Source organism: Gemmatimonadaceae bacterium (assembly GCA_036273715.1).
GTDB lineage: Bacteria > Gemmatimonadota > Gemmatimonadetes > Gemmatimonadales > Gemmatimonadaceae > JADGGM01.
The window spans coordinates 82,122-107,915 of the sequence record DASUHB010000074.1 but is presented as its reverse complement, the minus strand read 5'-3'; the positions used below and the strand labels follow the sequence as shown (position 1 = coordinate 107,915).

The window sequence follows — 25,794 nt, the reverse complement described above, 5'->3', positions numbered from 1 at the left end:
AGGTCGTCTCGCGCGCCACTCACTATCTGTGCGTGGCGTACCACGCGGCGAAGATGGCGAGCGCGATGGCACCGAGCGCCACGGTGCGTTCACCGAATCGCGGGCGGAAAGAGAACAGTCGGGACGAGGTCCGTCGAGGGGCGTTGCGTTTTGGATCATTCGTCGGCGGGGAAGCGGGCTCGTCGAAGATGCGTTCAATGGATTGGGCCGGCACCGGCGCTGGAGGCGGTGGCTCGGGAGGTTGGGGGTCAGGGGGCTGCTGGTCAGACATCGTATGATACGATGACCATGAGATTGCCGTTTGCTTGGGATTGAGATCGGCTGGAGATTCCGGCGAAAGCAACTCGTAGAACGGGATCAAGTGCGGCCGGTGCCCATCGAGCCGGATGACGGCCGCGGTCGCGTCTGTGTTCGCCGAGTCGCGCAACATTGCTACAGACCATGGCTCGGGAAAGAGAGCCGCGTGCATGGCCGCATCGCCGGGCGAAATGCGAATTCCGCCCTGGCCTCCGCATCGATACCAGCCGACGGCGCCCACGTCGCTCGCGCTCAGTTGGGCGATGATGGCGCCGAGCGCCGAGCGCAGATCGGCGTCGGGCCCGATGTCGGCGGAGCTGCCGGGTTGAACACCTTCGATGAGCAGATAGTCCAGGCGCAGGCGAGGGCATCGATACCGCGCGCCGTAGAGAATGCCGAATGCAGAGCTTCTCGCCGCGGTTGCAAGGCTCTCGATTTCGGCGAGCGCGCGCTGATGCACGACGACCGGTTCGATTCCTGGGACGGCAGCGAGCGGAGCTGTGGCCCAGACGGCCGTATGGTCCGCCGGCTCCCAGCGTATCGTGTGCTCGACCGCGAGCGTGCGAACCTCTAGCGGAGTCGACAGGCCTGCCGGCTCGGACGATTCGAGATGCTCGTGCTGAGGGTTCGGAAACGCGGGCGACACGTGCCTGAAGTCGTTGAATCAAATGGCGGCGTGGGCGCAGAGCGTGCAGGTTTCTCTCTCGCCGCTGTGCCCGATTCTACCTACGACGCCGCTGGAAACTCCGCAAGCACCTTCATATGATGCGCGTCTTCTTCCCGCCTCCTGGCGTATGAGTGTCATGCATCGACCCGCATATCGTTTGCCGGGAGTGCTGGCGATCACCGTGCGTGCGGCCATCGCGATCGCGCTTTGCGTCGCAGTTCCGCGAACGGCGACGGCGCAGGTCATACAGCAATTGCTGGGCAAGAAGCCGGCGGCGGACACGGCGAAGCCGGCGTCGGTGACGTCGCCGGATTCGCCGCGGGCATCGTTGTCGGCGTTTCTCGAGTATTCGCAGGCCGGCGACTTCGCGCGCGCGGCGCAGTACCTCGATGTGCCGGAGATCGAGCGATCCCAGGCCAGCCAGCTGGCGCGTGAATTCTCGATCGTGCTCGACCGCTATGTGTACATCGATCTGGATGCGATCTCCGGTGCGTCGGCCGGCGACACGACGAGCGGGATGCCGGCGGGGGTGCAGCAGATCGGCACCATACCGGAGCCGGGCGGGCGGAGCGATCCGGTTCGGTTAGTCCGGCAGGCGCGGCCCGGCGCTGCGGCGCGGTGGGTGTTCTCGCGCAGCACGGTGGCGAACATCCCCAAATGGTACCGGCAGCTCCCGGACCGGTGGACGCTCGACCATCTGCCGCCGTGGCTGCTCGGCGCCGGCCCGTTAGGCATACTCTGGTGGCAGTGGCTGGGCCTGATCGTCGTGATCGTCGTGTCGCTGCTGGTCGGCATGCTGTTGGGCCGCCTGGCGCGCGGTGCGTTAGGCGCGTTGGCGAAGCGCACCAAGACCCACTGGGACGACGGCATCAGCACGGCGCTGCGCGGGCCGTTCCGCCTGGCGGCGATGCTGGTTGTGGTGCTCTTCCTGTTGCCGTGGTTGTCGCTCAACGCGAACGTGTCGCGGCACGTCGACACGGTGATCAAGGCGGGATTCACGATCGCGTTTTTCTGGGCGCTGTGGCGCCTGGTCGACATCTGGCGGCAGGTGAAGTCGGTGTCCGGGTGGGCGATGCACGGTACGTCGCACGGACTGCTGACGCTCGTGTCGCGTCTGGTGAAGATGGTCATCGGGATTTTCGGCTTCGTGTCGCTGCTGGCGACGCTCGGCTATCCGGTGGCGGCGATCATCGGCGGCCTGGGCATCGGCGGCCTCGCCGTGGCGCTCGCGGCGCAGAAGACGCTCGAGAATCTCTTCGGCGCGTTCGCGATCGGCGGCGACCGGTTGTTCCGGGAAGGCGATCAGGTGACGATCGACACGGTGACGGGCACGGTCGAGAGCATCGGGCTGCGATCGATCCGCATCCGGACGGCCGAGCGCAGCGTGGTGTCGATGCCTAACGGGAAGGTCGCCGATTCGCGGATCGAGACGTTCGCGCCGCGGGACCGGATCCGCTTTTCCTGCGTGCTCACACTGGTGTACGAGACGACGGCGGACCAGATGCGCGCAGTGATCACGGGTGTCGAAGCGATGCTCAAGGGCACCAAGCACGTGGCGCAGGACACGATCACGGTCTTCTTTCAGCAACTCAGCCCGTCGTCGCTGGACGTGCAGGTCGCGGCGCAGATTCTGACGACGAACGGCAACGAGTTCAACCGCATCCGGCAAGATTTGCTGCTGCAGATCATGGACATCGTGGAGCGCGCGGGGACGTCCTTCGCGTTTCCGACGCAGACGGTGCAACTCGAATCGCCGCCGGCCGCGGCGGCAACGAACGGTGCGGCCGCGTCCAACGACGCGGCGGCGCCGAAGCCCTCCTCGTGAGCGGACGCCTGCTCATCGTTTCGAACCGTTTGCCGGTGACGGTGAGCGTGTCGGAAAACGGGGGGCATCCCGAGGTCCGGGCCAGCGTCGGCGGGTTGGCCACCGGACTGCGCGCACCGCACGAGCAGTCGAAGGGATTCTGGTTAGGCTGGCCCGGGCAAATGAGCGGGCTCGACGATGCCGGCCGCGCGGACGTGCAGCAGCAACTCGAGGCACGCCGGCTGGTGCGCGTGGAGCTGACGCCCGAGGAAGTGTCGGTCTATTACGAACGGATCGCGAACAGCGTGCTGTGGCCGGTGTGTCACGACCGGTTAGACCAGCTGCCGCTGCGCGTCGAAGGTTGGGATGTGTACGAGAGCGTGAACGCGCGCTTCGCCGATGCCGTGGCGGCGGTATGGCGGCCGGGCGATCGCATCTGGGTGCACGACTACCACCTGATGCGGGCGCCGGCCCTGATTCGCGAGCGGATCCCATCGGCGCGCATCGGGTTCTTTCTGCACATCCCGTTTCCGACGCCGGAGATTTTCTTTGCGCTCGCGCGGCGGCGGTGGCTGGTGAGCGGCATGTTAGGCGCCGACCTGATCGGCTTTCACACGCGGCGGCATCGCGGCCACTTCGCGGCGGCCGTGCACCGGTTGTTAGGCACGGACGCGCACGGCAACGAGTTCGAGCATCAGGGCCGCCGGGTGCGGATGGGCGTCTTTCCGATGGGCGTGGACGCGGGGGACTTCGCGCGCCGCGCGGAGTCCGAGCCCGTACGCACGGAGGCCGCGCGCCTGCGGCGAACCGGCACCGGGCCCTTGTTGGTGGGCATCGATCGTCTCGACTACAGCAAGGGGATTCCGCGTCGATTGTTGGCCGTCGAGCAGTTGCTGATCAAGCATCCCGAATGGCGCGAACGGATCCGGTTCACGCAAATCGCGGTGCCGTCGCGCGAAGGCGTGCGCGCGTACCGGAAAGTACGGGAAGAGGTGGAGACGCTCGTTGGGCGGATCAACGGGACGTACGCGCTGCCAACGTGGGCGCCCATCCATTATGTACACCGCGGCCTGCCGAGATCGTTGCTGATCGCATTGTACTGTGCGGCCGATGTGATGGTGGTCACACCGGTGCGCGACGGAATGAATCTCGTGGCCAAAGAGTTCGTGGCGGCGCGGACAGACGACGACGGAGTGCTCGTCCTGAGCGAGTTTGCCGGCGCGGCCGAAGAGCTGAGCGAGGCGTTGATCGTGAATCCGTACGACGTGGACGAGACCGCCGAAGCGATGCACGCGGCGCTCATCATGGCGCCCGACGAGCGGGCGCACCGAATGCGGGCATTGCGCGCGCGCGTGACGACGCACGATGTGGCACGGTGGGCGGCCGAGTTTCTGGATGCGTTGGGGTGAATGACGGGGAGTTGGGTGGGTCCGGGCACGACGCGTGCAATTCTGTCCTCGTGAACTTTGTAACAAGCGGAACCGCGGTGGGTGAGAGATCGTTTATAAAGTGAGAGGGTAGAATCGTAGGGCACAGGGAACGGGCAGAGGGAGGAGGAGTGGATCTCGATCTACGCTTGCCGGGGACTGGGTCCCGGCGCGCGGGTCCTGACGGAACCTTGCTTCCAGGAGGGCGCATGCCACGCTTTGAGTTTTCGCTCAGCGGTCCTGACGAAACGCTGCGCCTGGCCGGCGCAGTCACGAGCCCGACGTTTGCGCAAGCGATGGAAGCCATAGCCGAGCAGGCCCGCGTGGGCCGCGGTGACGTGCTCGAGATCGGCGTGACTGGCTTTCCGCCGGCGCACTTCGAGGCATTCTTCGAGGGGCTGAACGAACAGGTGAGTTGGCAGCAATCGGGGAAGAAAGCCGCATAAAATCAAAGGCGCGGCCGCATGGTGTCGGCCGCGTGGGAACCGGTCGCGTACGACGCGACGTTGCGGATGACGGCGGGACGATCTGTCGACAAGAGAAAGTAATGAAGGCAACTGGCGAAGCGACGCCAGTTGCCTTTTTTTGGTTCTCCGAACGAGAGAAAGACGGGTCGTGCGGCCGGCCGGACGGGCAGCGTGCTACGCTCATGAAGACGCGGACAAAGCAGGACACAACAGACAACGCACCGACAAGAAATCAACGCCTCCTCCCAGGCGCGTCGAGCTCGGGCTCGCGAGGGCCTGGGCCGTCGACGAGGTTTCCGAACATGAGTACGTGTTTGCGTGTTTGCTGCAGTGTCGTGGCACTGCTGCTCGTGGCGCGCGCGATGCCGGCGCAACAGCGCGCGGGGGCGGCCGTCGAATGGCAGGTGTATGCGCACGACGCCGCGGGCACCAAGTACTCGCCGGCGGCGCGGATCACGCGGTCGAACGTGAAGCAGCTCGTGCCGGCATGGACGTACCGCACGGGCGACTTCTCGTTAGGCGAAGGCATGACGCGCGATGAGACGACGCCGCTGTTCGTGGATGGCCTGCTCTACGTATCGACGCCGTTCGGCGGCGTCCGCGCGCTCGACCCGGAGACGGGGCACGAGCGCTGGTCGTTCGACTCGGAGCTCGACCTTTCCGGCGACTACGGTGACTTTGCCAACCGCGGCGTGTCGACCTGGGTGGACCCGCGGCGGCCGGCGAGCGAGATGTGCCACCGCATCATTTACGTGGCGCCGGTCGACGCCCGGCTGATCGCGCTCGATGCGCGCACGGGCGCACCCTGCTCCGGATTCGGCGACCACGGGGTGGTCCGGTTAGGCGATGTGCGCAATCCCGAGATCTTTCGCGGCGAATACGAAATCACGTCGCCGCCGGCGGTCGTCAACGGCCTGCTGATCGTCGGGTCGACGGTTGCCGACAACGTGCGCGCCAAGGCACCGAGCGGTGTCGTGCGCGCATTCGATGCACGGACCGGGCAGCTGCGTTGGGCATGGGATCCCGTCACGCGCGACCCATCAGATTCCGGATATGATTCGTGGCGCGGGCCGGACGCGCACGAGACAGGCGCTGCCAACGCGTGGTCGGTCATCAGCGTCGACTCGGCGCGCGACCTGGTGTTCGTGCCGACCGGCAGTCCCAGCCCGGATTTCTTCGGCGGTGACCGGCTCGGACAGAATCTGTACGCGAATTCCGTGATCGCACTGCGCGCATCGACGGGCGCGATGGTCTGGCACTTCCAGGTGGTGCACCATGATCTCTGGGACTACGACGTACCCGCGGAACCGGTGCTCTTCACCTGGCGCCACGACGGGCGCGATACGCCGGCGCTCGCCGCGACAACCAAGATGGGCCACGTCTTCCTGCTGAATCGCGAGACCGGCGCACCGCTCTTTCCCGTGGACGAGCGGCGGGTGCCGGCGAGCGACGTCCCCGGCGAGTCCGCGTGGCCGACGCAGCCGTTCCCGACGCGTCCGGCTCCGTTAGTCCCGGAGCGATTTCGGGCCGACGATGTGTTCGGCGTGTCGCCACAGGAGAAGGCATGGTGCGAGAAGGAGCTTGCCGGTGTGCGCAACGACGGGATGTTCACACCGCCATCAGTGCGCGGCACCGTGATCTATCCCGGGAACATCGGCGGCTCGAACTGGAGCGGAATCGCAATCGATCCGGTGCGGCATCTCGCGATCCTTCCGTTGAACAACGTGATGACCGTGGTGCAGTTGATACCGCGTGCCGATGCGCATGCCCGCGCAATGTCGGGCACGCGCTTCGATCAGTTCTCGCCCCAGCGCGGAACGCCGTACGCGATGCGGCGGACCTTTCTGATTGCACCGGACGGCGCGCCGTGTTCGACGCCGCCGTGGGGCACGCTCTCGGCGGTGGATCTCGAGACGGGTCGGGTGAAGTGGAGCCGTCCGTTGGGGAGCATCGCTGCACTCGCGCGCGTACCGGGCAGCTCGCAGTGGGGCTCGCCTAACTTGGGCGGCGCGATGGTCACTGCCGGTGGCATCGTGTTCGCGGGCGGTGCGCTCGACGAGCGGCTGCACGCATACGACGTCGAAACCGGCACGGAGCTGTGGTCCGCCAAACTGCCGGCCGGCGTGCATGCGTCGCCGATGACGTATGTCACCGCGACCGGACGACAGTTCGTAGTCGTCGCAGCGGGCGGACACCGGGAGCTGTACGCGGCAAGCGGAGGCACGGACGGAGCAGGCGACTACGTCGTTGCGTTTGCGCTCCCGACAACCGCTCCGGCAGCACCGCACGCGGCGACTATCTCGGCCGGCCAATACACGGGACACATGGTGCTCGACCGATCGCGCTTCGACGCGCAATGGGATCTCGGGCGTGACAGCTCTGGCGCGACGTTGTCGTTCACGCTTGATGGCGTCGGGGTCAATGGTCATGGGACGGGTCACGTCGTGGGCGACAGCATCACCATCACGGCGAATTGGTCGCTGCCCTCGAAGCACTGCTCCGGCACGATGACGCTCGCAGGCCGCGCGGCTAACGAAAATCGCGCGATCATCGGCGAGCTAACGTATGTCGATGGATGCACCGACGGCTCCAGCAAGCCGGGGACGTTTGCGATGTGGCGCGCGGGACATCGCGTGACACGCGTCGGTGTATCCGGAAGGTGACCGGGAGACCACAGACACCTTCTGGATGGCTCGGGTGCGACATCGCTTTGTTGGCGGAGCGCTGCATGGTCCGCGGCGTCAAATCGGTTCTGCGTCGCGTGGGAACTCGCGCGCGATGAGATCGGCGATGCGCGCCAAGTGCGTGTATCCGTACTCGAAGATCAGCGACACGGGCCGACTCGAGTCCATGGCCTGGAAGCGCGCCACCACTCGGATCAGATGGCCCACCGCCGTGCCGCGCGGCTCGCGAATCCATTGCGGCACGATGGTGGCGACGCCGAACAGAACGAGCTGCACGATCATCATGGCGCGGAATTCGCCTAACGTTGGAGTGGCGCTCGCGGCCAGGACCGTGAGCAGCGCGCCGCTGATCAACGGCGCCATCCCTTCGGCCACGCCGCTGAATGCGCCAAAGGCGCCGAGGTAGGAGGGGCGGCTGTCATCCGGCGCGAGTTTGAGCGCGAGATTCGAGAGGCTGACGTGGTACGCGCTCCACCCGACGCCCGAGAGCACTTCCACAATGATCACCGGCCACACGCGGCCGGGCGCGCTGATCAACCAGAGCACGGGAGTGCACGCGATCAAGTAGCTGCCAATGCGCAGCACCGGCTTCGTGCCGAAGTGGTCGCCGAGCGTGCCCCATCGCGTTTGCGTTAGAGCCATGATCGTGTTGGTGATCGTGGTGAGCAGCGTCACGGCGAGAAAGGACAAGCCGAGCGTGCGCAGCATGTACACCATGTAGAAGGGCGCCATGTACCCGGACGCGAAGCTCCACCACGCGCTGAAAACCAACATGGTTCGATAGTTCTTGTCGCGGAGCGGCGCGCGCAGGGCGGTGGTGAGATCCAGGGGCTGTGTTCTGGTTTCACGCCGGCGCGGCTGCGGCAATTGCTGAAGGAAGAGCACTCCCACGAGACCGAGAATCGCGCCGGCGCCGAAGACGAGCGCGAAGCCGTGCTTGGAAGACGAGGCCGTCGGCGACTGGTCGAGTCGAATCGCGGCGAGAATGGATGCGATCGTCCCGACGACGCCGGCGTTGCGTCCGCGTCGCCCCCAGAAGACGCCACGCAGCGGCTCGGGGATGAGCTCAGCGAGCCATGTCAGGAACGAGAGCTCGAACACGGCGCCGGCGAGCGCCGAGACGCCCATCACGATGATGAGCATCGTGAGGCGGATCGGCGCCGGGCCCGGGGCGAGCACGAGCACGGGCACGGCAATCAAGGCGATACGAGCGACGGACGCGCTCGCGATCGCCCACCTGCGCCAGCGCCCCGCGCGCTCGATCCACCATGAGAGCACGAGCTGCGACAGCTTCGACGCCAGCGGGAGCGCGGCCAGCACACCGATCGCGATCGCGTTGGCTCCAAGCGCAAGCGCGAGACCGGTGAGAAACACACCACCGGTCAACTGCACCATGACAGTCTGCGCGATGCCGTTCGCGTCTACGAGCGCGGCAACGCGTCGCCAACTCGCGCCCGCGTCATTGGACCACAGCCGCGGTTCACGCGAGCGCATGGCCCGCCGCGCGGCAGATCACGTGCCGCGGTTCTCCGCGCTTGTCATGCGAACGAGTGAACCCGCCGCGAAAGGAGAGAAGCGGTCCGGCGTTTGCGCTCGCAGCGCAATCCGAGCAGAACGTGTCGCATTGCAGCGTCTGGTGCATCGGTGTGGAGTCGTCGTTCAGGTAATCGGCGGGCAGTCGAAGGGATGGGGGGTGGCGGCATCGCCATCGTTCGAGCGCTTCACCTTGGCGATATGCTGTGCGCGGTGCCGGCGTTGCGCGCGTTCCGCGCCGGGTTCCCCGATTCGCGAATCACGTTGATCGGGTTGCCGTGGGCGATTGAGCTCATGCCGTGGCTCGCGTCATTGGTGGACGATCTCGTGTTTTTCCCGGGCTATCCGGGGATTCCCGAATGTCAATTTGACGCAGCGGATGTGACGGCGTTTCTCGCGCACATGCAGTCGCGTCAGTTCGATCTCGCGGTTCAGCTGCACGGCAGCGGCGCCCACATCAATGAATTCACGCTGCTCTTCGGCGCGCACCGGACGGCCGTTTACCGTACGCCGGAAGATGCCGTGCCGCTGGAGGGCGAGGGAACCGCCGTGCCGTGGCCGACGCGGGGCAGCGAGATCGAGCGTCTGCTCGCGCTTCCGTATGCGCTCGGATGCCCGGATGTGGGCACGGCGCTGGGGCTCGCGGCCACGGCCGACGACCGGGCAGCGTTAGGCGAAGTGGGCGAGGCCGCCGGCTTGTCGTTTCGCGAATACGCGTGTGTGCACGCGGGGGCCCGATTTCCCTCGCGGCGCTGGCCGCCGGAGCGATTCGCCGCGCTGGCGGACGCGCTCGCCGAGCGCGGGCTGGCGATCGTGCTCACCGGCACGCGGTCGGAGGCGCCGATCACGGCCGCCGTGCGCGCGGCGATGCGAGCGGACGCGATCGATCTGACCGGGCGGCTGGGGCTCGGCGCGTTAGGCGCGCTGGTGAGCGATGCCGCGCTCGTCGTCTGCAACGACACCGGCATGTCGCACATCGCGGCGGCGTTCGGGACGCCGAGCGTCGTGGTGGCGTCGGGGTCGGACGTGTCGCGCTGGGCGCCGCTCGATCGCGAACGGCATCGCGTGTTGTGGCACGACGTGGCGTGCCGGCCGTGCATGCACCTGCGATGTCCGACGGGTCATGAATGCGCGGCCGGCGTGGATGTCGCCGCCGCGATTGCGCAGGCCGACGACCTCATGGAGCACTGCCATGGCGCGCGTTAGTCGCCGCCGGCTGCGCGTGCTCACCTGGCACGTCCACGGCAATTACCTCTGGTATTTGTCGCAGGCGCCGCACGAGTTTTTCCTGCCGGTGAAGCCGGAACGCGCGCATCCGTACGGCGGGCGCGCCGGCGGCTTCCCGTGGCCGGACAATGTCCATGAAGTTGCAGCCGCCGAGGTCCGCACGGCGCGGTTCGACTGCGTGCTGTTTCAGTCGGAGCAGGTGTACGCGGTGGATCAATTCGACCTGCTGAGCGCCGAGCAGCGCCGGTTGCCGCGTGTGTATCTCGAGCACGATCCGCCGCTCGCGCATCCCTTTGCCCAACGGCACCCGGTGGACGACGGCGACGTGATGGTCGTGCACGTGACCGAGTGGAACGCCATGATGTGGGACTGCGGGCGGTCGCCGGTTCGTGTAGTGGAGCACGGCGTGGTGATCCCGGGAGACGTGCGGTACTCGGGGGAACTGCCGCGCGGCGTCTGCGCGATCAACAACCTGCGTACGCGGGCGCGGCGGATGGGTGCCGATGTGTTCACGGCGGCGCGGCGCCACGTGCCGATCGACCTCGTGGGCATGGACGCCTGCTCGTTAGGCGGCCTCGGCGAGATCGACCCGCCGGCGCTGGCGGCCTTCCAGGCGCGCTATCGGTTCGCCTTCAGCCCGGTGCGCCACACGAGTCTCGCGTTGGCGGTGGTCGAAGCGATGATGATCGGGCTGCCGATCGTCGGGCTGGCGACGTGCGAGTTGGCATCGGTGATCACGAACGGAGAATCGGGATTCGTCGACTCGTCGCTGCCGCGCGTGCTCGACGCGGCGTTGGCGCTGATCGAGGATCCGGCGGAGGCGCGGCGGTTGGGCGAGGGGGCGCGCCGGATGGCGGCCGATCGCTACGGGATCGCGCGCTTTGCCGCGGACTGGGATGCGGTGTTGAGAGAGGTGGCAGCATGAGGAAGCACATCGCGATGATCAGCGAGCACGCCTCGCCCGTGGCGGCGTTAGGCGGCACCGACAACGGGGGGCAGAACGTCTACGTGGCGTATCTGGCGCGCGAGCTGGCCGGCCGCGGGCACGAGGTGGACGTGTTCACGCGGCGCGAGTCGCCCGAGATCCCGACGGTGCTCGAGCGGCGGCCCGGCGTCCGCATCGTGCACGTCGAGGCGGGGCCGGCGCGGCAGCTGCCCAAGGAGCAGCTGCTTCCGTACATGGCGGCATTTGCCGACTGGATGTTGAACTTCATGGATCGCGACGGCGCGACGTACGACGTCGCGCACGCGAATTTCTGGACATCGGCGGTGGTCGCGATGCAGCTCAAGCGCGAAATCGGGCTGCCGTTTGCCGTCACGTTCCACGCGTTAGGCCGGGTGCGGCGGATGTACCAGGGCGCGGCGGATGGCTTCCCCGAGGAGCGCGGCGCTCTCGAGGAGCAGGCCATCGACGCCGCCGGCGCCGTGATCGCCGAGTGTCCGCAGGACGCCGAGGATCTTCGCGCGCACTACGGCGCGCGGACACGGCTGCGCCAGATCCCCTGCGGCGTCGACGTTCGGCGCTTTCATCCGGTTGCGCCAGCGCGCGCCCGGGCGCGGCTCGGCCTTCCGCTGGAGGGGCCGCTGATGCTCCAGTTAGGCAGGCTGGTGCCCCGCAAAGGCGTGGACGATGTGATCCGGGCGCTCGCCATCGTGCGCCGCACGCACGGCATCGACGCGCGGCTGTTGGTGGTGGGCGGCGACACCGAAGCGCCCGACGAGCGTGCAACGCCGTACCTCGGCACGCTGCGCCAGATCGCCGAAGCCGAGCGCGTTGCCGACCGTGTGGTGTTCGTCGGGCGGAGGGATCCCGGGGTGCTGCGCTACTACTATAGCGCGGCCGACATTTTTCTGACGACGCCGTGGTACGAACCGTTCGGCATCACGCCGTTGGAAGCCATGGCGTGCGGGACGCCGGTGGTCGGGACGGCCGTTGGCGGCATCAAGCACACCGTGTTGCACGGAGAGACCGGGTTCCTGGTGGCGCCTCACGATCCGCACGGCATCGCGGCGAGCGCGGCGCTCCTGCTGCAGGACAGCATGCTGCGCGCGCGCATGTCGCGGCATGCAATCGCGCGTGTGCGAACGTGGTTCCAGTGGTGTGACGTAGGCCGCGCGGTGGATGCGCTGTACGACGACGTGCTGGCTGCCGAGCGACGCGAAGTACGGCGGCGCGCGCGGGCGGTGGGGCCGGCGCGATGATGAGCGGTGTCGTTCTGCTGGACAAGGACGGCGTGCTCGTCGAAAACGTCCCGCTGAGCGCGGATCCGCAGCGCATGCGCCTCATGGATGGCGCCGGCGACGCGCTCGCGCGACTGGCGGCCCACGGGTTTCGATTCGGCGTCGTGACGAATCAAAGTGGTGTCGCACTCGGATGTTTTCCCGAACGGGCGCTGGCGGGCGTGGCGGAGCGATTGCGCGAAATGCTGGCCGAGGCGGGCGTCTCGCTGGACGCATTCTGCTACTGCCCGCACCATCCCGATGGCGTGGTGGCGGCGTACCGCCGCGTGTGCGACTGCCGCAAGCCGGCGCCCGGCCTGGTACATCGCGCGGCGCGCGAGTTAGGCATCGATCCGCGATCCGCCTGGGTGGTGGGCGACATTCTCGATGATGTCGAAGCGGCGCATCGCGCCGGCGCGCGCGCGATTCTGTTCGACACGGGCGGCGAAACCGACTGGTTGCGATCCCCGCTCCGGACGCCCGACTTCGTCACGACGTCGTTCCATGGAGTGGCCGACATCATCCTCGGCGACCGGCTGGCGGGGGCGCGGCGATGACGAGCGATTGGTCGGGGGTGCGCCGCGTGCTCTGCGTGCGTCTGGACGGCGTGGGCGACGTGTTGATGACGACGCCTGCGTTAGGCGCGGTGAAGGGGGCGGACGGAGAGCGGCACGTCACACTGCTCACCTCGCCGGCCGGCTCGGCTGTCGCGGCGCTGGCGCCGAGCGTCGACGATGTCATCGTCTACGACGCGCCGTGGCTCAAAGCGACGCGGCCGCGGACCACGAGTGCCGCCGATCACGCCATGGCGCACATTCTTCGGACGCACGCATTCGATGCGGCGGTGGTGTTCACGGTGTTCAGCCAGAGCGCGCTGCCGGCGGCGCTGCTGTGTTATCTGGCCGACATCCCGCGCCGGCTCGCGCACGCGCGTGAGAATCCGTATCAGCTGCTCACGACCTGGGTCGCCGACCCGGAGCCGGCCGGCGGCATCCGCCACGAGGTGGAGCGTCAACTCGACCTCGTGGCAGCCGTCGGCTGGAGGCCGGCCGATACGCGGCTGACGTTGTGTCCATCGCCGCGCCACGACGAGGCGGCGGCGTCCATGCTCTGTTCGTTAGGCATCAACGACGATGCTTGGGTCGTGCTGCATCCCGGCGCATCGGCGGCATCCCGCCGGTATCCCGCGGCGTCGTTTGCCGCGGCCGGACGATCGCTCGCCGCACGCGGCGGCGTGCGCATCGTCGTCACCGGTGGAGCGGACGAGCACGAGCTGGTTCGTGACGTGTGCGCGCAGATCGGTGCGCCGGCGATCGATCTGTGCGGACAGCTCGACCTCGGCTCCTTCGCGGCGCTGGTGGCTCGCGCGCCGCTCGTGATCACGAACAACACGGGGCCGGCGCACGTGGCGGCGGCGATGGGCACGCCGGTCGTCGTGCTCTACGCATTGACGAATCCGCAGCACACGCCGTGGCAGGTTCCGTGTCGGGTGCTGTCGCACGATGTACCCTGCCGGTACTGCTTCAAGAGCGTGTGTCCCGAGACGCACCACAACTGCCTGCGATTGGTGCCGCCGCCGGCGGTGGCCGACGCCGCGCTCGACCTGTTGCAATCACGATGCGGCGCCGCGCGAGGCGCGCCCGTGCGTGTGGAGGGATGACGGGATGTATACGTTAGGCATCAACGCCGCGTTCCACGATCCAGCGGCCTGTCTCGTGCGCGACGGCGAGGTGGTGGCTGCGGCGGAAGAAGAACGGTTCACCAAAATTAAACACGGGAAGCGGCCGGTGCCGTTTTCCACGTGGGAGCTGCCGTTTCACGCCATCGACGCGTGCCTGGCAGCGGCCGATGTCGCGCTGTGCGACGTCGATCACGTGGCGTATTCGTTCGACCCTGGTTTGCTGCTGGGCGAACGGGCTCGTGACCGGACGATTGCGATTCCGCTCGATGGAGCGCGAGCGGCCGATCAGGGCGCCGATGCGTGGGAGCCGCTCTTTCTCTCGCACATCGTCAACGCACCCGGTCAACTCATCGACGGCGTGCCGCATCACCTCGAACGCCGGTGGCGCGGCGCACGGCGGGGCGATCTGTCGTGGCACTTCGTTGGGCATCACGCCGCGCACGCGGCAAGCGCGTTTCTCGCGTCGCCGTACGGCGATGCGGCGGTCATGTGCCTGGACGGACGCGGCGAACGCGCCACCACCAGCTACTGGCAGGGACACGACGCCGCCATCGACCCGTTAGGCGAGGTACGGCTGCCGCATTCGCTCGGGCTGCTCTACGAGGACGTCACCCAGTACCTGGGGTTCCTGCGGTCATCCGACGAGTACAAGGTGATGGCGCTTGCGTCGTTTGGCCGCCCCGAGTTCGTCGACGAATTTCGGAGCATGATCGCGATCGGCGACGACGGCGGCTATTCCATCGACGACCTGGAGCTGGAGCGGCGATTCGGCGCGCGGCGTCTGCGCGGTGCGCAAATCGAACAGCGCCATTACGACATCGCGCGTTCGCTGCAAGTCGTGCTCGAAGAGACGGTCATCCGTCTCGCCTCGTGGCTGCGCGAGCGCACGCGATCGCCGCGACTCTGCATGGCCGGCGGCGTTGCGCTCAACTGCGTGATGAACGCGCGTCTGCGCGACAGCGGCGTGTTCGATGACGTCTGGGTGCAGCCGGCGGCCGGCGATGCAGGGACGGCGCTCGGCGCCGGGCTGATGGTGGACGCGAGCGAACGCGGTGCAACCTCGCATACGCGAATGGAGCACGTCTATTTCGGGCCGTCGTTCGCGGACGATGAGATCGAACGATTTCTCCAATGGTCGAAGGTGCCGTATCGGCGCGTGCCGGACATCGCCGAGGCCGCCGCGGCGCTGCTGGCGGGCAACAAGGTCATCGGCTGGTTTCAGGGCGCGATGGAGTTCGGTCCGCGCGCGCTCGGCGCTCGATCGATTCTAGCGAGCCCGATCGATGCGGCCATGCAGGTGAGGCTCAACGAAATCAAGGATCGCGAGGACTTCCGGCCGGTGGCGCCGGTGGTGCTCGAGGAAGAGGCGGCGTCGTGGTTCTGCGGTGCGGGGGCGGCCGCGCCGTTCATGCTGTTCACGTTCGAGGTGCGCAGCGAGAAGGCAGACTGCATTCCTGCCATTAGGCATGTGGATGGCACGGCTCGCGTGCAGACCATCCGGCGCGATCAGAACGCGCGATATTACGATTTGATTCGTGCGTTCGAGCGGCGAACCGGGGTGCCGGTGCTCGTGAACACGTCGTTCAACACGCGCGGTGAGCCCATCGTGTGTACGCCCCGCGACGCGATCGAGTGCTTCTGGACCTCGCCACTGGATGCGCTGGCCATCGGGTCGTTCGTATTGGAGAAGCCGGTGCATCACGTCGACGTGCACGCGCCATGACCCACGTCAGCGTCGTCGTGCCGACGTATCGCCGGCCCGCGCTGCTCGAGCGGACGCTGGGCGCCCTCGCGCGCCAGGTGCGGGGCGACTGGACGTACGATGTGATCGTCGCCGATGACGCAGCGAGCGAGGAAACGCGGGACCAGGTCAGGCGGTGGGATGGCCGGCACGGCGTCCCGATCGCCTATGTGCCGGTGAACGGCGCCGTGCACGGGCCCGCGGCCGCGCGCAACGCGGGCTGGCGCCGGGCGACCGGCGAGTGGATCGCGTTCACTGACGACGACACGGTGCCGTCGCCGACGTGGCTGGATGAGGCGATGCGCTGCCTAACGGAGCGGTCCTGCGCCGCCGGGTGGGGCGCCGTGGTCGTGCCGCTGCCCGAGGTGCCCACCGACTACGAGCGAGCGGCGGCCGGACTCGAGACCGCCGGCTTCGTCACCGCTAACTGTTTCGTGCGCCGCGACGTGCTGGGGCGGCTGGGCGGTTTCGATACGTCGTTTGCCGAGGCGTGGCGGGAGGACAGCGACCTCTATTTCCGGCTGCTCGCCGACGGCCAACGCGTGATCGAGGTGCCGCGCGCGGTGGTGGTGCACCCGGTGCGTCCGGCCGGGTGGGGCGTTAGCGTTAGGCAGGAGCGGAAGACGGCGTACGACGCACTGCTCTATCGAAAGCACCCACGTTTGTACCGCCGGTTCATTCGTCCCCGCCGGCCGGCCGATTACTCCGTTGCGGCGATGGCGGCGGCCGGCACGTTCGCCGCCCTGGCCGCCGGAACCGCTACCATCGCGGCGTGGTCACTGGCGGCGTGGTGTCTCGCCACCGGTTCCATTGCGTGGCGCAGGCTGCGCGGCACCTCGCGTGCGCCGGCGCACATTGCCGAAATGCTCGTCACCTCGGCCGTACTCCCCATCGCGTCATTCTACTGGGGCATACGCGGGGCGATCCGATACCGTGTCCTCTTCTGGTAGGGCGCCATGGACCTCCCGACATACATCCAGCTGGAGCCGGTTGGGCAGTGCAATCTGAAATGTCAGATGTGCGCGATCCAATTCCGGGCGGACGGCACACCGCATGGGCCGCCGGCGTTCATGGCGTGGGATCTCTTCGTTCGGATCCTCGACGACCTCCCGACGCTGACGGAGCTGCACCTGCAAGGGTTAGGCGAGCCGATGATGCATCCTCGCTTCTTCGACATGGTTGCGTACGCCGCCGCGCGCGGCATCGTGGTGTCGACGAATTCGAACGTCACGCTGCTCACGCGCCGTCGTGCCGACCGTTGCGTGACCAGCGGTCTGACGACGCTGCACGTGTCGGTGGACGGGGCAACGGAGGCGACGTACGAAGGGATTCGCGTCGGCGCGTCGTTCGCGCGCGTCCGCCGCAACCTCGGCCATCTGCGGGATACGAAGCGTGCGATGTCGAGCGAGAAGCCGCGCGTGCGACTGGTCATGGTATTGATGCGGCGGAATCTCCGGGAGTTGCCGGCGGTGGTGCGGCTGGCCGCCGAGCACGACATCGACACCGTCTTTGTCCAGCATCTCTGTCACGACTTCACGGAATCGACGCTGCCGGCCCGCTATGCCCCGATGCGGGAGTTCGTGCACGGCGAAAACCTGACCGGATGCGACGAAGAGCTCACGGGCGGCGTGTTCGCCGAGGCGCGGCAGACGGCCGAGTCGTTAGGCATCGAATTGCGGCTGCCGCGGCTGGACGTGCACGAGCATGCGCCGGGCACGCCCGGCCGCGAGCGTTGCGATTGGCCGTGGCATGGCCCGTACATCACGTATCGCGGCGATGCGATGCCGTGCTGCATGATCTCGACGCCCGATCGAGGCACGTTAGGCACGGTGGCAGAGCAGCCGATCAGCCAGATCTGGCGCGGCGCCGCATACGAATCGTTCCGTGCGGCGTTGGCGTCGGACGGTCCACCGGCGATCTGCCGCGGCTGTTCCGTGTATCGCGGGACCTTCTAATGAACCGCGTCCGAGTGGAAAAGCGCTTAGCTGCTCGTACGTTAGGCGACGCTTTGCCTCCCCCGCGCCGCGCTATGTCAGTACAGCCGAGCGGTGCGCGGCTTTTTCCGGTGTGTCCGCCCCTTGTCCGCCTGTCAGGGACTGAGACGCGGACGCAACGGATCGCTCAGGTCCATCCGCTGCCACGGAATCCTGATGCGTCGCGGCCGAAACGGGAGCGCGCGAACGAAAGGCAGGTGCAGGGCGGCGCCGCCTAACCGCTCCCAGAGCGCATCGGGACCCAAGTGATACTCGGCAACGATGGTCTCGCCCTTCACCACATCCAGCTTGAACTCCTCGATGCGCCCCGCGACGCGGCCATCCGCGTCGCGCACGCGTCTGCCGAGCAGGTGTTCGACGTGTATCTCCCGTTCGTCATTCATTGGCGGGCCAGCCGGTGACATGCGTGCGCAGCCAGTGCTCGACGGCGTTGATCGGCGTGGCGTCGACGTCGCCGTCGAATTGGAACGAGCGATCGCGGTAGCGCAATGCGTCCCACGCGATGCGAAACGGAGCACGGCGGCCGGTGATCCGCGCGTCGAGCCGGCCGAGCCATCGAGCGAGTCGCCGATTCACGCGGGCGACGAGCGTCACCGGACTCACTTCGATGGCGATCACGCGCGGCGGCTGTCCGGGCCGTGTCGAGACGATGACGCCGTCGATGCGGCCCGCCTTCTGGTGCTTTACGTCGACGAGCTGCTCATCGAGCACGTCGGCGGCGAGGTGCATCGGGCGGTCGATCACGAGCCCGCCAACTGCAACGGGATGGAAATGACGCCGAGCACCATGGTCAGCACGCTGATGACGAGCACGACGGCATTGCCCAACGGTCCGTTCGTGTGGTCGCCCAGGTAGTCGCTGTCGTTCATCAGAACGAGAAACGGCAGAACGCCGACCGGCAGTGATGCCGCCGTGAGGGCCATCGAGATGTTCGTGAGTTCGAGCGGATCCGCGCCGGCAAGAACGATCACGGCGGCGACGGCGATAATGACCGTGTAGGTGAGGCTGAAGCGGGCGCTCCTGCGCGGATCCATGTCCTCTCCCCACTCCCATCCAAGGCCTTGAGCGAGGAGGTAGGCCAGGGACAGCGCGATCTCGAGGGTTGCGCCGAGGCACGCAATGCCTAACGCAGCGACGAACAGCCAGAAGCCCGGTGTGCCGAGGACGGTGGTCGTCAGATCCGAGAGATCACGATAGTGTTGGACCTCGCGTCCCGCCGGCGCGAGCACGATCGCGGCCAGCACCATTACGGCGACGGACAGAAACCCGCCGAACCCCATGCCGATACCTGCGACCCAGCGATTGATGCCGAGGTACCCCACATTCCATTTGTCTTCGATCGCGCCGGACGAATAGAAATAGTAGAGGTACGGAGAAATGGACGCGCCCAGTACGCTCACGGCGACGTACCAATAGTGAACAGGCCGATGGTCGGGCAGTCGAGGCACGAGGCCGCGGGCCAGGGCGCCGTAGTCGGGACCTCCGGACACCGCGGCCACGACGAACACGATGGTGACGAGGCCGAGCAGCGACACCCCGTTTTCGATGAAGCCGAAGGTGCCGCGCCAGACAATGAACCAGGCCAGAACGGCCATCGGCGCCACCCACCAGCGCAGGGCGATGCCGGTGCCCAACTGCAACGCGACCGCCGTGCCGCCGATTTCTGCGCCTAACACAAGGATCGACACGCAGCACATCACGGCGACGATCGTGAGGTAGACGGGGCCGCCGAAACGCTCGCGCAATGCATCGGGGATCGTCCGCCCGCTGCATGCGGCGAACCGGCCCGACATTTCCAGCAGAAACGCGATGCACACCGTACCGGCCACGATCGACCAGGCGAGGCGGTAGCCGAATGCGGCGCCGGCCTGCGCGGCGGTCGCAATCGATCCGATCTCGAGGAACCCGCCGACGCTGGTCACGATGCCGAGCGCGATTTGCAGAACCCGCTTCATGTGGCAGCCTGAAGTCGCATCTCGTGTGCCAGCGTTTGCCGTGCGATCGGCGCGGCGGTACAGCGTTTGTAGCTCGGGTGAACGTCTTCATCGCGTGTCGCTGCGATGTTCTTCCATTCGTGGGCGGCCGTCGGTCGCGCCGCCGTCACAGCTGCGATTCTTTTCGTGTTCGTCGTCGCCGTGCTGCGGCTCGTCGGGCAGCAAGCGTTGGCGCGCATGTCCGGATACGACGTCGTGGTCACCGTCACGTTCGGAGCCATCCTCTCGGCGGTTGCGGTCACGCCGGGCGTCACGCTGAGCGAGGCCGCGGCCGCGCTCATCGTGCTCGTCATCCTGCAGGAGGCGACGCGCTGGCTGCAGGCGCGTTGGCTGCTGTTTCATCACGCCGTGCGCGAGGCGCCACGCGTGGTGCTGTGGGATGGCAAGCTGTTAGACGAGCGGTTGGGGCAGAGCAGCGTGAGCGCCGACGAAGTGCGAGCAGCCGTGCGGCGCAAGGGACTGCGCTCCTTGAGCGAGGTGCGCATCGTGGTTCCCGAGAACGATGGCGAGTGGTCGGTGGTGCCCAAGCAGGCCAAGCCGAGCGACGAATCCGCATTTTACGGCCTCAAGATTCCTGGATACGAGTGGCCCGAGCCCGCACGCCGCCGCGAAGGCGAGAACGGTGAGTCCAGCACCTCATCGGCGCACCGGGTTCCCTGAGACGAATCCAGCGGCGCCTAACCAGCGGCGGGCCGTGTGCAGCGCGGCCGCGAGGTAGAGCACACTCGCCGGCACCCACATGACCAGCCCGGCGAGCTGCTGGTCCTGGAGCGGCGTGAGTCCCGAGGCGGCTGCGTGCGATGCATACGCCGCGTACCACGGTGATGGCGCGACGACGAGCAGTGCACCGAGCACCGCCGTGTGAACGGCGGTGACGAAGAGATAGATGATCGAGCGGCCGAGGTCGCTCGAGCGTCGCGGGTACGCGACCGCGGACCAGAAGAGCACACCGGTGCCGAAGAAGGATAGGTGTTGCACCACATGGATGGCCGGATGCGCGAGGGCAGCGTCGAAGAGAGCCGGTATGTGCCAGAGCCAGATGGCGGCGCCATGCACGAGGCACATGAGCGACTGGCGCCGGCAGAGGCGCGCGAGCGCCGCCGCCGGCCGCCATCTGCCTAACGACGCCGCGGCGCGCCGCGCCGGCGGGACCGCGCGCAGCAGCGTGATCAGCGGCCGCCCAAATGCGACCAGCGGCGCCGCGACGGCGATGAGCAGCTCGTGCTGGATCATGTGGGCCACGAACAGCCGGTCGGCGATGCGGTCGGCGGGCCCGATCACCGCGGCGAGCGCCACTGCGCATCCCGCAACGAGCGTGCGCCGCCGCCGCAGCACCGCGTCGTGCGGCGGCATCCGGCGGCCGGACATCAGATGGCGCACGGCGGGAAGGTCACCGCCGCAGCCGATTGCGCGATGAGGAACGTCGCGGCGAGCGCGCCCAACTCCATGCCTAACAGCCCCAGAAATCGCTCGGCGGACGCCAGCGCGCCATCGCCGGCGTGCCGCGCCTCGAGCCAGCTGCGATAGGCGCCGGTGCTGAGCAGCGCAATCAGCACCACACACACGGCCGGCAGCGCGCATGATGTCCAACGCTGCTGGTGGACGCACATCCACGGATCCGCCGCCAGGATGAGCGCCTGGTTCACCAGGCCCAACAGCGGGTTGAGGCACACCGCGAGGACGGCGCGTCCGATGCCCGGGCGCCGGCGCTCAGATGACGCGGGGACCGACATAGGCGATCAGGTACACCGGCAGCCAGATGCCGACGGTGAAGTACCAGTAGACGCTGTTGTCGGCCGCGTCGCTGAACGACTTCACCGGCTGCCGCCTGACAAAAAAGCACAGCGTTAGGCCGAGCGTGTCGAGGACATCGAGCAGCAACAGGGAGGTGTGAAAGCCGACGATCATCCACACCGCGGTCCCGTACGCATTGGCGTCCCATCGCACGCCGAGCGACTGGACGTCCCACCACCGCAGAATCAGAATTGCGACGCCAATCAGCGAATGAGCGACGAGCCAGCGCTTGACCGCGGGCGCATCCAACCGGCCTCCGGCGCGTGCGACCACCACCGCGGGCACCACGCTCAGCGCCATGAGGGCGAGAGTGATGCTGGGCATGAGAAGCGCCGGAGACTGCGACGGCGCGGGAGGCCACTGGATCACGCTCTGGCGCAGATACAGGTAGCTCACGAGCAGCAGCGCCAGCGTCCAGCCTTCGATGACCATGAAGCCGAGCGTTCCCCACCACATGAGGCTCCGCTGTCCGAACGTGACGGTCGGCAAGTCGGCCACGCTGGTCTCGGCCCGCAGGGACGTCATGTGCGCTCCACGAGGGCGCCGTTAGGCAACGCGATCCGCTCGCGTTCGATCGGCCGCGTGCTCTGCCAGCCCCACCCGAAGAGGCCGGCGAGCGAGAGGGCGGTGCCGATGAGCACCCAGTACGGGCGGAAGATCGATCCGATGAACACGACGCCCATGCACAGCGCGAGATAGAACGGCCAGATCGATTCGCGAGGCGAGCTGTGGCGCGCGTCCGGGCGGGCATCGAACGTCGTCGTCGTCAACACCTCGCGGCGATCGGTGCGAAGGCCGGTTGCGACCGGCAGCGCAGCGTGCGCGTCCCACAGCGGGTGCGCGCTGGAGACGATGAGCGGATACGCGAAGTTGTACGGCGGCGGCGGCGATGCGGTGGCCCACTCGAGGCCGCTCGCGCCCCATGGATTCGGGCCGGCAACGGCGCCGCCTCGCCAACTGAGAACGACGTTGACCAGGAAAATGATGACGCTGATGGCGATCGTCGCTGCCCCGAGCGACGAGAGCAGATTGAGCGGCCCCCAGCCGGTCGAGGCGAGGTAGGTGTAGATGCGCCGCGGCATGCCGTCGAGGCCGAGGATGTGCATCGGGAAGAAGGTGACGTTGACGCCGATGAGGAACAGCCAGAAATGCCACTTGCCTAACCCATTGCGCAGCAGGCGGCCGGTGAACTTCGGAAACCAGAAGTAGAGGCCGGCGAAGAGCGGCATCACGCCGCCGCCCAACAGCACGTAGTGCAGGTGTGCGACGACGAAGAACGTATCGTGCGCCTGGCGGTCGAACGGCACGGACGCGAGCATGACACCGGTGATGCCACCGTTGATGAACGTGAACAGGAAACCGAGCACGAACAGCATCGGCACCGTCAGGCGCGGGCGGCCCGTCCACATCGTGGCGATCCAGCAGAAAATCTGCACGGCGCTCGGGATGGCGATGACGAGGCTGGCGGCCGTGAACAGGCTGTCGCCGAGCTCCGGCAGCGGCGTCGCGAACATGTGGTGGACCCAGAGGCCGAAGGCGAAGAACGCCGTCGCGATGTTTGCCATGACGATCGCGCCGTAGCCGACGACCGGACGGCGGCAGAACGTCTCGACGATCGGCGTCACCATGCCTAACGCCGGCAGAAAAATGATGTAGACCTCGGGATGTCCGAAGAACCAGAAGATGTGCTGCCAGAGCAGCACATCGCCGCCACGCGCCGGGATGAACCACTGCATGTGAATCGCGCGGTCAGCCGCGAGCATGAGCGTGCTGCCTGCCGCCACCGCGGGCATCGCGAATACGATCATGAACGCGACCACGAGCTGTGCCCACACGAACAGCGGAATACGGTTCACCGACATCCCCGGCGCTCGCATCTTGAACACCGTGACGATGATGTTGACCGCCGCGCAGAGCGCCGCGATCTCGGTGAACGTGACGAGCTGCGCCCACACGTCCACCCGATGTCCCGGGGCGTAGAGCGTTTCCGAGAGCGGCACGTACGCGAACCATCCGGTGTCCGGCGCGTGATTCGTGAGCAGCGCCACGTACAACAATCCGATGCCGACCAGATACGTCCAGTATCCGAACGCGTTGAGCCGCGGGAAGGCGACGCTTCGGGCTCCGATCATCAGCGGAACGAAGTACAAACCCATCGCGGTCATCATCGGGACCGCGAACAGGAACATCATCGTCGTGCCGTGGGTCGTGAAAATCTGGTTGTATCGATCCGCTCCGAGAAATCCGTTCTCCGGCCGCGCCAGTTGCGCGCGCATCAGCGCCGCTTCGATGCCGCCGGCGAGGAACATGGCGAACGCCGTGATCACGTACCGGCGTCCAATGACCTTGTGATCGACGGTGCACACCCAGGCCCAGACGCCGGGCTTCGTGGACCACGTGCGTTCGAGGGCGCCGGCATTCTGCGCCACGGCTTCGGGGGCGAGCGCGCCGCCGTCGATGGTGCTGTTGCCTAACGCGCTCACTTGAGCGTCTCCAGGTAGGCCACGACGGCGTTCATCTCATCGGCAGGAAAGTGAAACGAGGGCATGCGAGCGCCGGGTTTGATGACCGACGGATCGAAAATCCAGCGCGCGATGTTCTGCGGCGTGTTGTCGAGCATTCCGGCCGCAATGGTGCGGCGACCGGCGACGTGTGTGAGGTCCGGCGCCGCCTGGCCCCCCGCGGTCGTGCCGGCAATGTTGTGGCAGAGCGCGCAGCCGCTGTGCATGAACAGCGACTCGCCGCGGAGCGCGAGGAGATCGGTCGGGGTAGCGGCCGGGCGCGACGTGCCCGCGTACCACGCGTCGAACGCCGCGCGCGGTTGGGCAATCACGAAGAACGCCATCTTCGCGTGCGACAGCCCGCAGAACTCGGCGCATTGTCCGCGATAGACGCCCGGCGTATCGGCGCGAAACCAGAGCGCGCTCGCGTACCCCGGAACGAGATCGCGTTTGCCGTTCAAGTTAGGCGCCCAGAAGCTGTGGATGACATCGTCCGACGCAAGCCGTACCTGAACCGGTACGCCGACCGGTACGTGGATCTCGTTCGCGGTGGTCACGATCCTGGTTGGATCGGCGCTTGGGTAGCGGACCTCCCACCACCACCGATGCCCCGTCACCTCGATCACCAGGCGTTGGTCGGTGTGTTGGGCGAGCGCATGCCCAACGGAGAAACTGTACACCAGGATCGCGGCGAGGATGACCGCCGTCGAGAGCACCGCGGCGATGATCACGCGCTGGACGCGGCGCGCCGTTCCGGGCGCATCGTGGATGATCTCGTCGGACCCCGGAGCGCCGTGCGCCGACAACCCCGCACGGACTGCCACCGCAACGACGCCGAGCCAGATGACGAGGCCGGCACCGAACAGCCACCACCAGAGTCGCGTGACGGCCATCGCCTCGGGCGAGGCGGGATCGAAGATGGAGTGCATGCGTCGAGCGGCGCGCTTGAAGTGAGCCGGGAGCGAGAGAGTCTGCCGTACCCAACTGCGACCGTGACCGTGTGCAAGGCAGAAACTGTTCCAACGGTGCGCTGGCAACGCTGGGTTGGGCACATCGGCATCGCCGCCTTAGAGAAACGGCGGCCGCGGCAGGCGCCCTGCGCCCGTCCGGCGACGCGGTTCACTCATTGCAGCGGCGTAACCCGCTCACGCGATGTCGATCATTGGCAGGAGGGCCGCATGAACACACTTCAGGGCATGAAGGTGGCGATTCTCGTCGAGAACGGATTCGAGCAGGTCGAACTCGAGAAACCGCGCGAAGCACTCGATCAGCACGGGGCCGAGACGCAGATCGTCTCGCCGCGCACGGGGAAGGTGCGCGGTTGGAAGTCCAAAGAGTGGGGCGACGAGCTGCGGGTGGATGTGCCGCTCGACGACGCGCGCCCGGACGACTACGACGCGCTGTTGCTCCCGGGCGGCGTCATGAATCCCGATGCGCTGCGCTGGCAGCCGAAGGCGGTGGCGTTCGTGAAATCGTTTTTCGACGCCGGCAAACCGGTCGCTGTGATTTGCCATGGACCATGGACCGTGATCGAGAGTGGCGCGGTGAAGGGCCGTCGTATCACGTCGTGGCCATCGCTCGAGACGGACCTCGAGAATGCAGGGGCCCGATGGGTGGATGAAGAAGTGGTCGTGGATGGGAACATGGTCTCGAGCCGCAAGCCCGACGACATTCCGGCGTTCAACGAGGCGATGGTGACGCTCTTCAGCGGAGCGATGCACCATGCCGGACACACCGGGTGACCGAGTCACCCGGTGTGCGGG

At 67.2% G+C, this 25,794-nt stretch carries 24 protein-coding genes; 14 read left to right on the top strand and 10 right to left on the bottom strand.

Features of this window, described 5'->3' with window-relative positions; translation table 11 throughout:
* Nucleotides 1–22: 22 nt before the first annotated feature.
* Nucleotides 23–757: a hypothetical protein gene (locus VFW04_18885; GenBank protein HEX5181405.1), complete on the bottom strand. Its 735-nt coding sequence runs from the start codon at nucleotides 755–757 to the stop codon at nucleotides 23–25.
* Nucleotides 758–1,100: 343 nt separating this feature from the next.
* Here VFW04_18885 and VFW04_18880 point away from each other — a divergent pair, with 343 nt between their 5' ends.
* From VFW04_18880 to VFW04_18865, 4 genes are all read left to right on the top strand, one after another.
* Nucleotides 1,101–2,789, top strand: coding sequence for a mechanosensitive ion channel domain-containing protein (locus VFW04_18880; protein ID HEX5181404.1), 1,689 nt, complete (start codon nucleotides 1,101–1,103; stop codon nucleotides 2,787–2,789).
* Entirely contained in the window at nucleotides 2,786–4,177 is a 1,392-nt protein-coding gene (locus VFW04_18875) for a trehalose-6-phosphate synthase (protein HEX5181403.1), read from the top strand. The genes VFW04_18880 and VFW04_18875 overlap by 4 nt, the downstream gene beginning before the upstream one ends.
* A gap of 227 nt (nucleotides 4,178–4,404) precedes the next feature.
* Nucleotides 4,405–4,641 carry a hypothetical protein gene (locus tag VFW04_18870; GenBank protein HEX5181402.1) on the top strand — a complete coding sequence of 79 codons (237 nt, stop codon included), beginning with the start codon at nucleotides 4,405–4,407 and terminating at the stop codon, nucleotides 4,639–4,641.
* Nucleotides 4,642–4,997: 356 nt separating this feature from the next.
* Nucleotides 4,998–7,325 carry a pyrroloquinoline quinone-dependent dehydrogenase gene (locus VFW04_18865; protein HEX5181401.1) on the top strand — a complete coding sequence of 776 codons (2,328 nt, stop codon included), beginning with the start codon at nucleotides 4,998–5,000 and terminating at the stop codon, nucleotides 7,323–7,325.
* Nucleotides 7,326–7,403: 78 nt separating this feature from the next.
* On the opposite strand, the gene VFW04_18860 is transcribed toward VFW04_18865, so the two are convergent.
* Nucleotides 7,404–8,840, bottom strand: a complete 1,437-nt coding sequence (locus VFW04_18860) for an MFS transporter (protein HEX5181400.1) — start codon at nucleotides 8,838–8,840, stop codon at nucleotides 7,404–7,406.
* Between the two features lie 240 nt (nucleotides 8,841–9,080).
* Between VFW04_18860 and VFW04_18855 the strand changes: the two genes are divergently transcribed.
* Genes VFW04_18855 through VFW04_18820 form a run of 8 tightly spaced genes read left to right on the top strand, consistent with a single transcriptional unit; the run spans nucleotide 9,081 to nucleotide 17,703 of the window.
* On the top strand, nucleotides 9,081–10,085 hold the full coding sequence (locus VFW04_18855; protein ID HEX5181399.1) for a glycosyltransferase family 9 protein: 1,005 nt from the start codon (nucleotides 9,081–9,083) through the stop codon (nucleotides 10,083–10,085).
* On the top strand, nucleotides 10,072–11,031 hold the full coding sequence (locus VFW04_18850; protein ID HEX5181398.1) for a glycosyltransferase: 960 nt from the start codon (nucleotides 10,072–10,074) through the stop codon (nucleotides 11,029–11,031). Before VFW04_18855 ends, VFW04_18850 begins: the two co-directional genes overlap by 14 nt.
* Entirely contained in the window at nucleotides 11,028–12,308 is a 1,281-nt protein-coding gene (locus VFW04_18845) for a glycosyltransferase (protein HEX5181397.1), read from the top strand. The genes VFW04_18850 and VFW04_18845 overlap by 4 nt, the downstream gene beginning before the upstream one ends.
* Nucleotides 12,308–12,883 (top strand): HAD family hydrolase, encoded by a 576-nt coding sequence (locus VFW04_18840; GenBank protein ID HEX5181396.1) that lies wholly within the window; start codon nucleotides 12,308–12,310, stop codon nucleotides 12,881–12,883. Before VFW04_18845 ends, VFW04_18840 begins: the two co-directional genes overlap by 1 nt.
* The gene (locus VFW04_18835; protein HEX5181395.1) at nucleotides 12,880–13,986 is read left to right on the top strand and encodes a glycosyltransferase family 9 protein; all 1,107 of its coding nucleotides are present in this window, start codon (nucleotides 12,880–12,882) and stop codon (nucleotides 13,984–13,986) included. Before VFW04_18840 ends, VFW04_18835 begins: the two co-directional genes overlap by 4 nt.
* The gene (locus VFW04_18830) at nucleotides 13,973–15,730 is read left to right on the top strand and encodes a carbamoyltransferase C-terminal domain-containing protein (GenBank protein ID HEX5181394.1); all 1,758 of its coding nucleotides are present in this window, start codon (nucleotides 13,973–13,975) and stop codon (nucleotides 15,728–15,730) included. The genes VFW04_18835 and VFW04_18830 overlap by 14 nt, the downstream gene beginning before the upstream one ends.
* Nucleotides 15,727–16,698 carry a glycosyltransferase gene (locus tag VFW04_18825; protein HEX5181393.1) on the top strand — a complete coding sequence of 324 codons (972 nt, stop codon included), beginning with the start codon at nucleotides 15,727–15,729 and terminating at the stop codon, nucleotides 16,696–16,698. The genes VFW04_18830 and VFW04_18825 overlap by 4 nt, the downstream gene beginning before the upstream one ends.
* 6 nt (nucleotides 16,699–16,704) lie before the next feature.
* The gene (locus VFW04_18820; protein ID HEX5181392.1) at nucleotides 16,705–17,703 is read left to right on the top strand and encodes a radical SAM protein; all 999 of its coding nucleotides are present in this window, start codon (nucleotides 16,705–16,707) and stop codon (nucleotides 17,701–17,703) included.
* Between the two features lie 134 nt (nucleotides 17,704–17,837).
* Here VFW04_18820 and VFW04_18815 read toward each other — a convergent pair whose 3' ends face one another.
* From VFW04_18815 to VFW04_18805, 3 genes are read right to left on the bottom strand one after another with little or no spacing between them, the layout of a single operon-like run.
* Nucleotides 17,838–18,125, bottom strand: a complete 288-nt coding sequence (locus VFW04_18815; GenBank protein ID HEX5181391.1) for a hypothetical protein — start codon at nucleotides 18,123–18,125, stop codon at nucleotides 17,838–17,840.
* A complete protein-coding gene (locus VFW04_18810) occupies nucleotides 18,118–18,486 on the bottom strand; it encodes a hypothetical protein (protein ID HEX5181390.1) in 369 nt (122 codons plus the stop codon). Before VFW04_18810 ends, VFW04_18815 begins: the two co-directional genes overlap by 8 nt.
* The gene (locus VFW04_18805; protein ID HEX5181389.1) at nucleotides 18,483–19,697 is read right to left on the bottom strand and encodes an Nramp family divalent metal transporter; all 1,215 of its coding nucleotides are present in this window, start codon (nucleotides 19,695–19,697) and stop codon (nucleotides 18,483–18,485) included. The genes VFW04_18810 and VFW04_18805 overlap by 4 nt, the downstream gene beginning before the upstream one ends.
* 105 nt (nucleotides 19,698–19,802) lie before the next feature.
* Between VFW04_18805 and VFW04_18800 the strand changes: the two genes are divergently transcribed.
* Nucleotides 19,803–20,396: a YetF domain-containing protein gene (locus tag VFW04_18800; GenBank protein ID HEX5181388.1), complete on the top strand. Its 594-nt coding sequence runs from the start codon at nucleotides 19,803–19,805 to the stop codon at nucleotides 20,394–20,396.
* Here the strand turns inward: VFW04_18800 and VFW04_18795 are convergent.
* From VFW04_18795 to coxB, 5 genes are read right to left on the bottom strand one after another with little or no spacing between them, the layout of a single operon-like run.
* Nucleotides 20,373–21,116: a cytochrome c oxidase assembly protein gene (locus tag VFW04_18795; protein HEX5181387.1), complete on the bottom strand. Its 744-nt coding sequence runs from the start codon at nucleotides 21,114–21,116 to the stop codon at nucleotides 20,373–20,375. The genes VFW04_18800 and VFW04_18795 overlap by 24 nt on opposite strands.
* A complete protein-coding gene (locus tag VFW04_18790) occupies nucleotides 21,104–21,469 on the bottom strand; it encodes a hypothetical protein (GenBank protein ID HEX5181386.1) in 366 nt (121 codons plus the stop codon). Before VFW04_18790 ends, VFW04_18795 begins: the two co-directional genes overlap by 13 nt.
* Nucleotides 21,447–22,055 (bottom strand): hypothetical protein, encoded by a 609-nt coding sequence (locus VFW04_18785; protein HEX5181385.1) that lies wholly within the window; start codon nucleotides 22,053–22,055, stop codon nucleotides 21,447–21,449. The genes VFW04_18790 and VFW04_18785 overlap by 23 nt, the downstream gene beginning before the upstream one ends.
* Complete coding sequence (ctaD, locus tag VFW04_18780) at nucleotides 22,052–24,013, bottom strand: cytochrome c oxidase subunit I (GenBank protein HEX5181384.1); 1,962 nt, start codon at nucleotides 24,011–24,013, stop codon at nucleotides 22,052–22,054. Before ctaD ends, VFW04_18785 begins: the two co-directional genes overlap by 4 nt.
* Entirely contained in the window at nucleotides 24,010–24,960 is a 951-nt protein-coding gene (gene coxB, locus VFW04_18775; GenBank protein ID HEX5181383.1) for a cytochrome c oxidase subunit II, read from the bottom strand. The genes ctaD and coxB overlap by 4 nt, the downstream gene beginning before the upstream one ends.
* Nucleotides 24,961–25,209: 249 nt before the next feature.
* On the opposite strand from coxB, the gene VFW04_18770 reads away from it, so the two are divergent.
* On the top strand, nucleotides 25,210–25,773 hold the full coding sequence (locus tag VFW04_18770) for a type 1 glutamine amidotransferase domain-containing protein (protein HEX5181382.1): 564 nt from the start codon (nucleotides 25,210–25,212) through the stop codon (nucleotides 25,771–25,773).
* Nucleotides 25,774–25,794 lie beyond the last annotated feature (21 nt).

Excerpts from the sequence above, each read along its gene's own strand:
- VFW04_18880 (HEX5181404.1), top strand. The coding sequence starts at position 1,101 with ATGCATCGACCCGCATATCGTTTGCCGGGAGTGCTGGCGATCACCGTG.
- VFW04_18870 (HEX5181402.1), top strand. The coding sequence starts at position 4,405 with ATGCCACGCTTTGAGTTTTCGCTCAGCGGTCCTGACGAAACGCTGCGC.
- VFW04_18860 (HEX5181400.1), bottom strand. The coding sequence starts at position 8,840 with ATGCGCTCGCGTGAACCGCGGCTGTGGTCCAATGACGCGGGCGCGAGT.
- VFW04_18855 (HEX5181399.1), top strand. The coding sequence starts at position 9,081 with ATGCTGTGCGCGGTGCCGGCGTTGCGCGCGTTCCGCGCCGGGTTCCCC.
- VFW04_18850 (HEX5181398.1), top strand. The coding sequence starts at position 10,072 with ATGGCGCGCGTTAGTCGCCGCCGGCTGCGCGTGCTCACCTGGCACGTC.
- VFW04_18845 (HEX5181397.1), top strand. The coding sequence starts at position 11,028 with ATGAGGAAGCACATCGCGATGATCAGCGAGCACGCCTCGCCCGTGGCG.
- VFW04_18840 (HEX5181396.1), top strand. The coding sequence starts at position 12,308 with ATGAGCGGTGTCGTTCTGCTGGACAAGGACGGCGTGCTCGTCGAAAAC.
- VFW04_18835 (HEX5181395.1), top strand. The coding sequence starts at position 12,880 with ATGACGAGCGATTGGTCGGGGGTGCGCCGCGTGCTCTGCGTGCGTCTG.
- VFW04_18825 (HEX5181393.1), top strand. The coding sequence starts at position 15,727 with ATGACCCACGTCAGCGTCGTCGTGCCGACGTATCGCCGGCCCGCGCTG.
- VFW04_18820 (HEX5181392.1), top strand. The coding sequence starts at position 16,705 with ATGGACCTCCCGACATACATCCAGCTGGAGCCGGTTGGGCAGTGCAAT.
- VFW04_18815 (HEX5181391.1), bottom strand. The coding sequence starts at position 18,125 with ATGAATGACGAACGGGAGATACACGTCGAACACCTGCTCGGCAGACGC.
- VFW04_18805 (HEX5181389.1), bottom strand. The coding sequence starts at position 19,697 with ATGAAGCGGGTTCTGCAAATCGCGCTCGGCATCGTGACCAGCGTCGGC.
- VFW04_18800 (HEX5181388.1), top strand. The coding sequence starts at position 19,803 with ATGTTCTTCCATTCGTGGGCGGCCGTCGGTCGCGCCGCCGTCACAGCT.
- VFW04_18790 (HEX5181386.1), bottom strand. The coding sequence starts at position 21,469 with ATGTCGGTCCCCGCGTCATCTGAGCGCCGGCGCCCGGGCATCGGACGC.
- VFW04_18785 (HEX5181385.1), bottom strand. The coding sequence starts at position 22,055 with ATGACGTCCCTGCGGGCCGAGACCAGCGTGGCCGACTTGCCGACCGTC.
- coxB (HEX5181383.1), bottom strand. The coding sequence starts at position 24,960 with ATGCACTCCATCTTCGATCCCGCCTCGCCCGAGGCGATGGCCGTCACG.
- VFW04_18770 (HEX5181382.1), top strand. The coding sequence starts at position 25,210 with ATGAACACACTTCAGGGCATGAAGGTGGCGATTCTCGTCGAGAACGGA.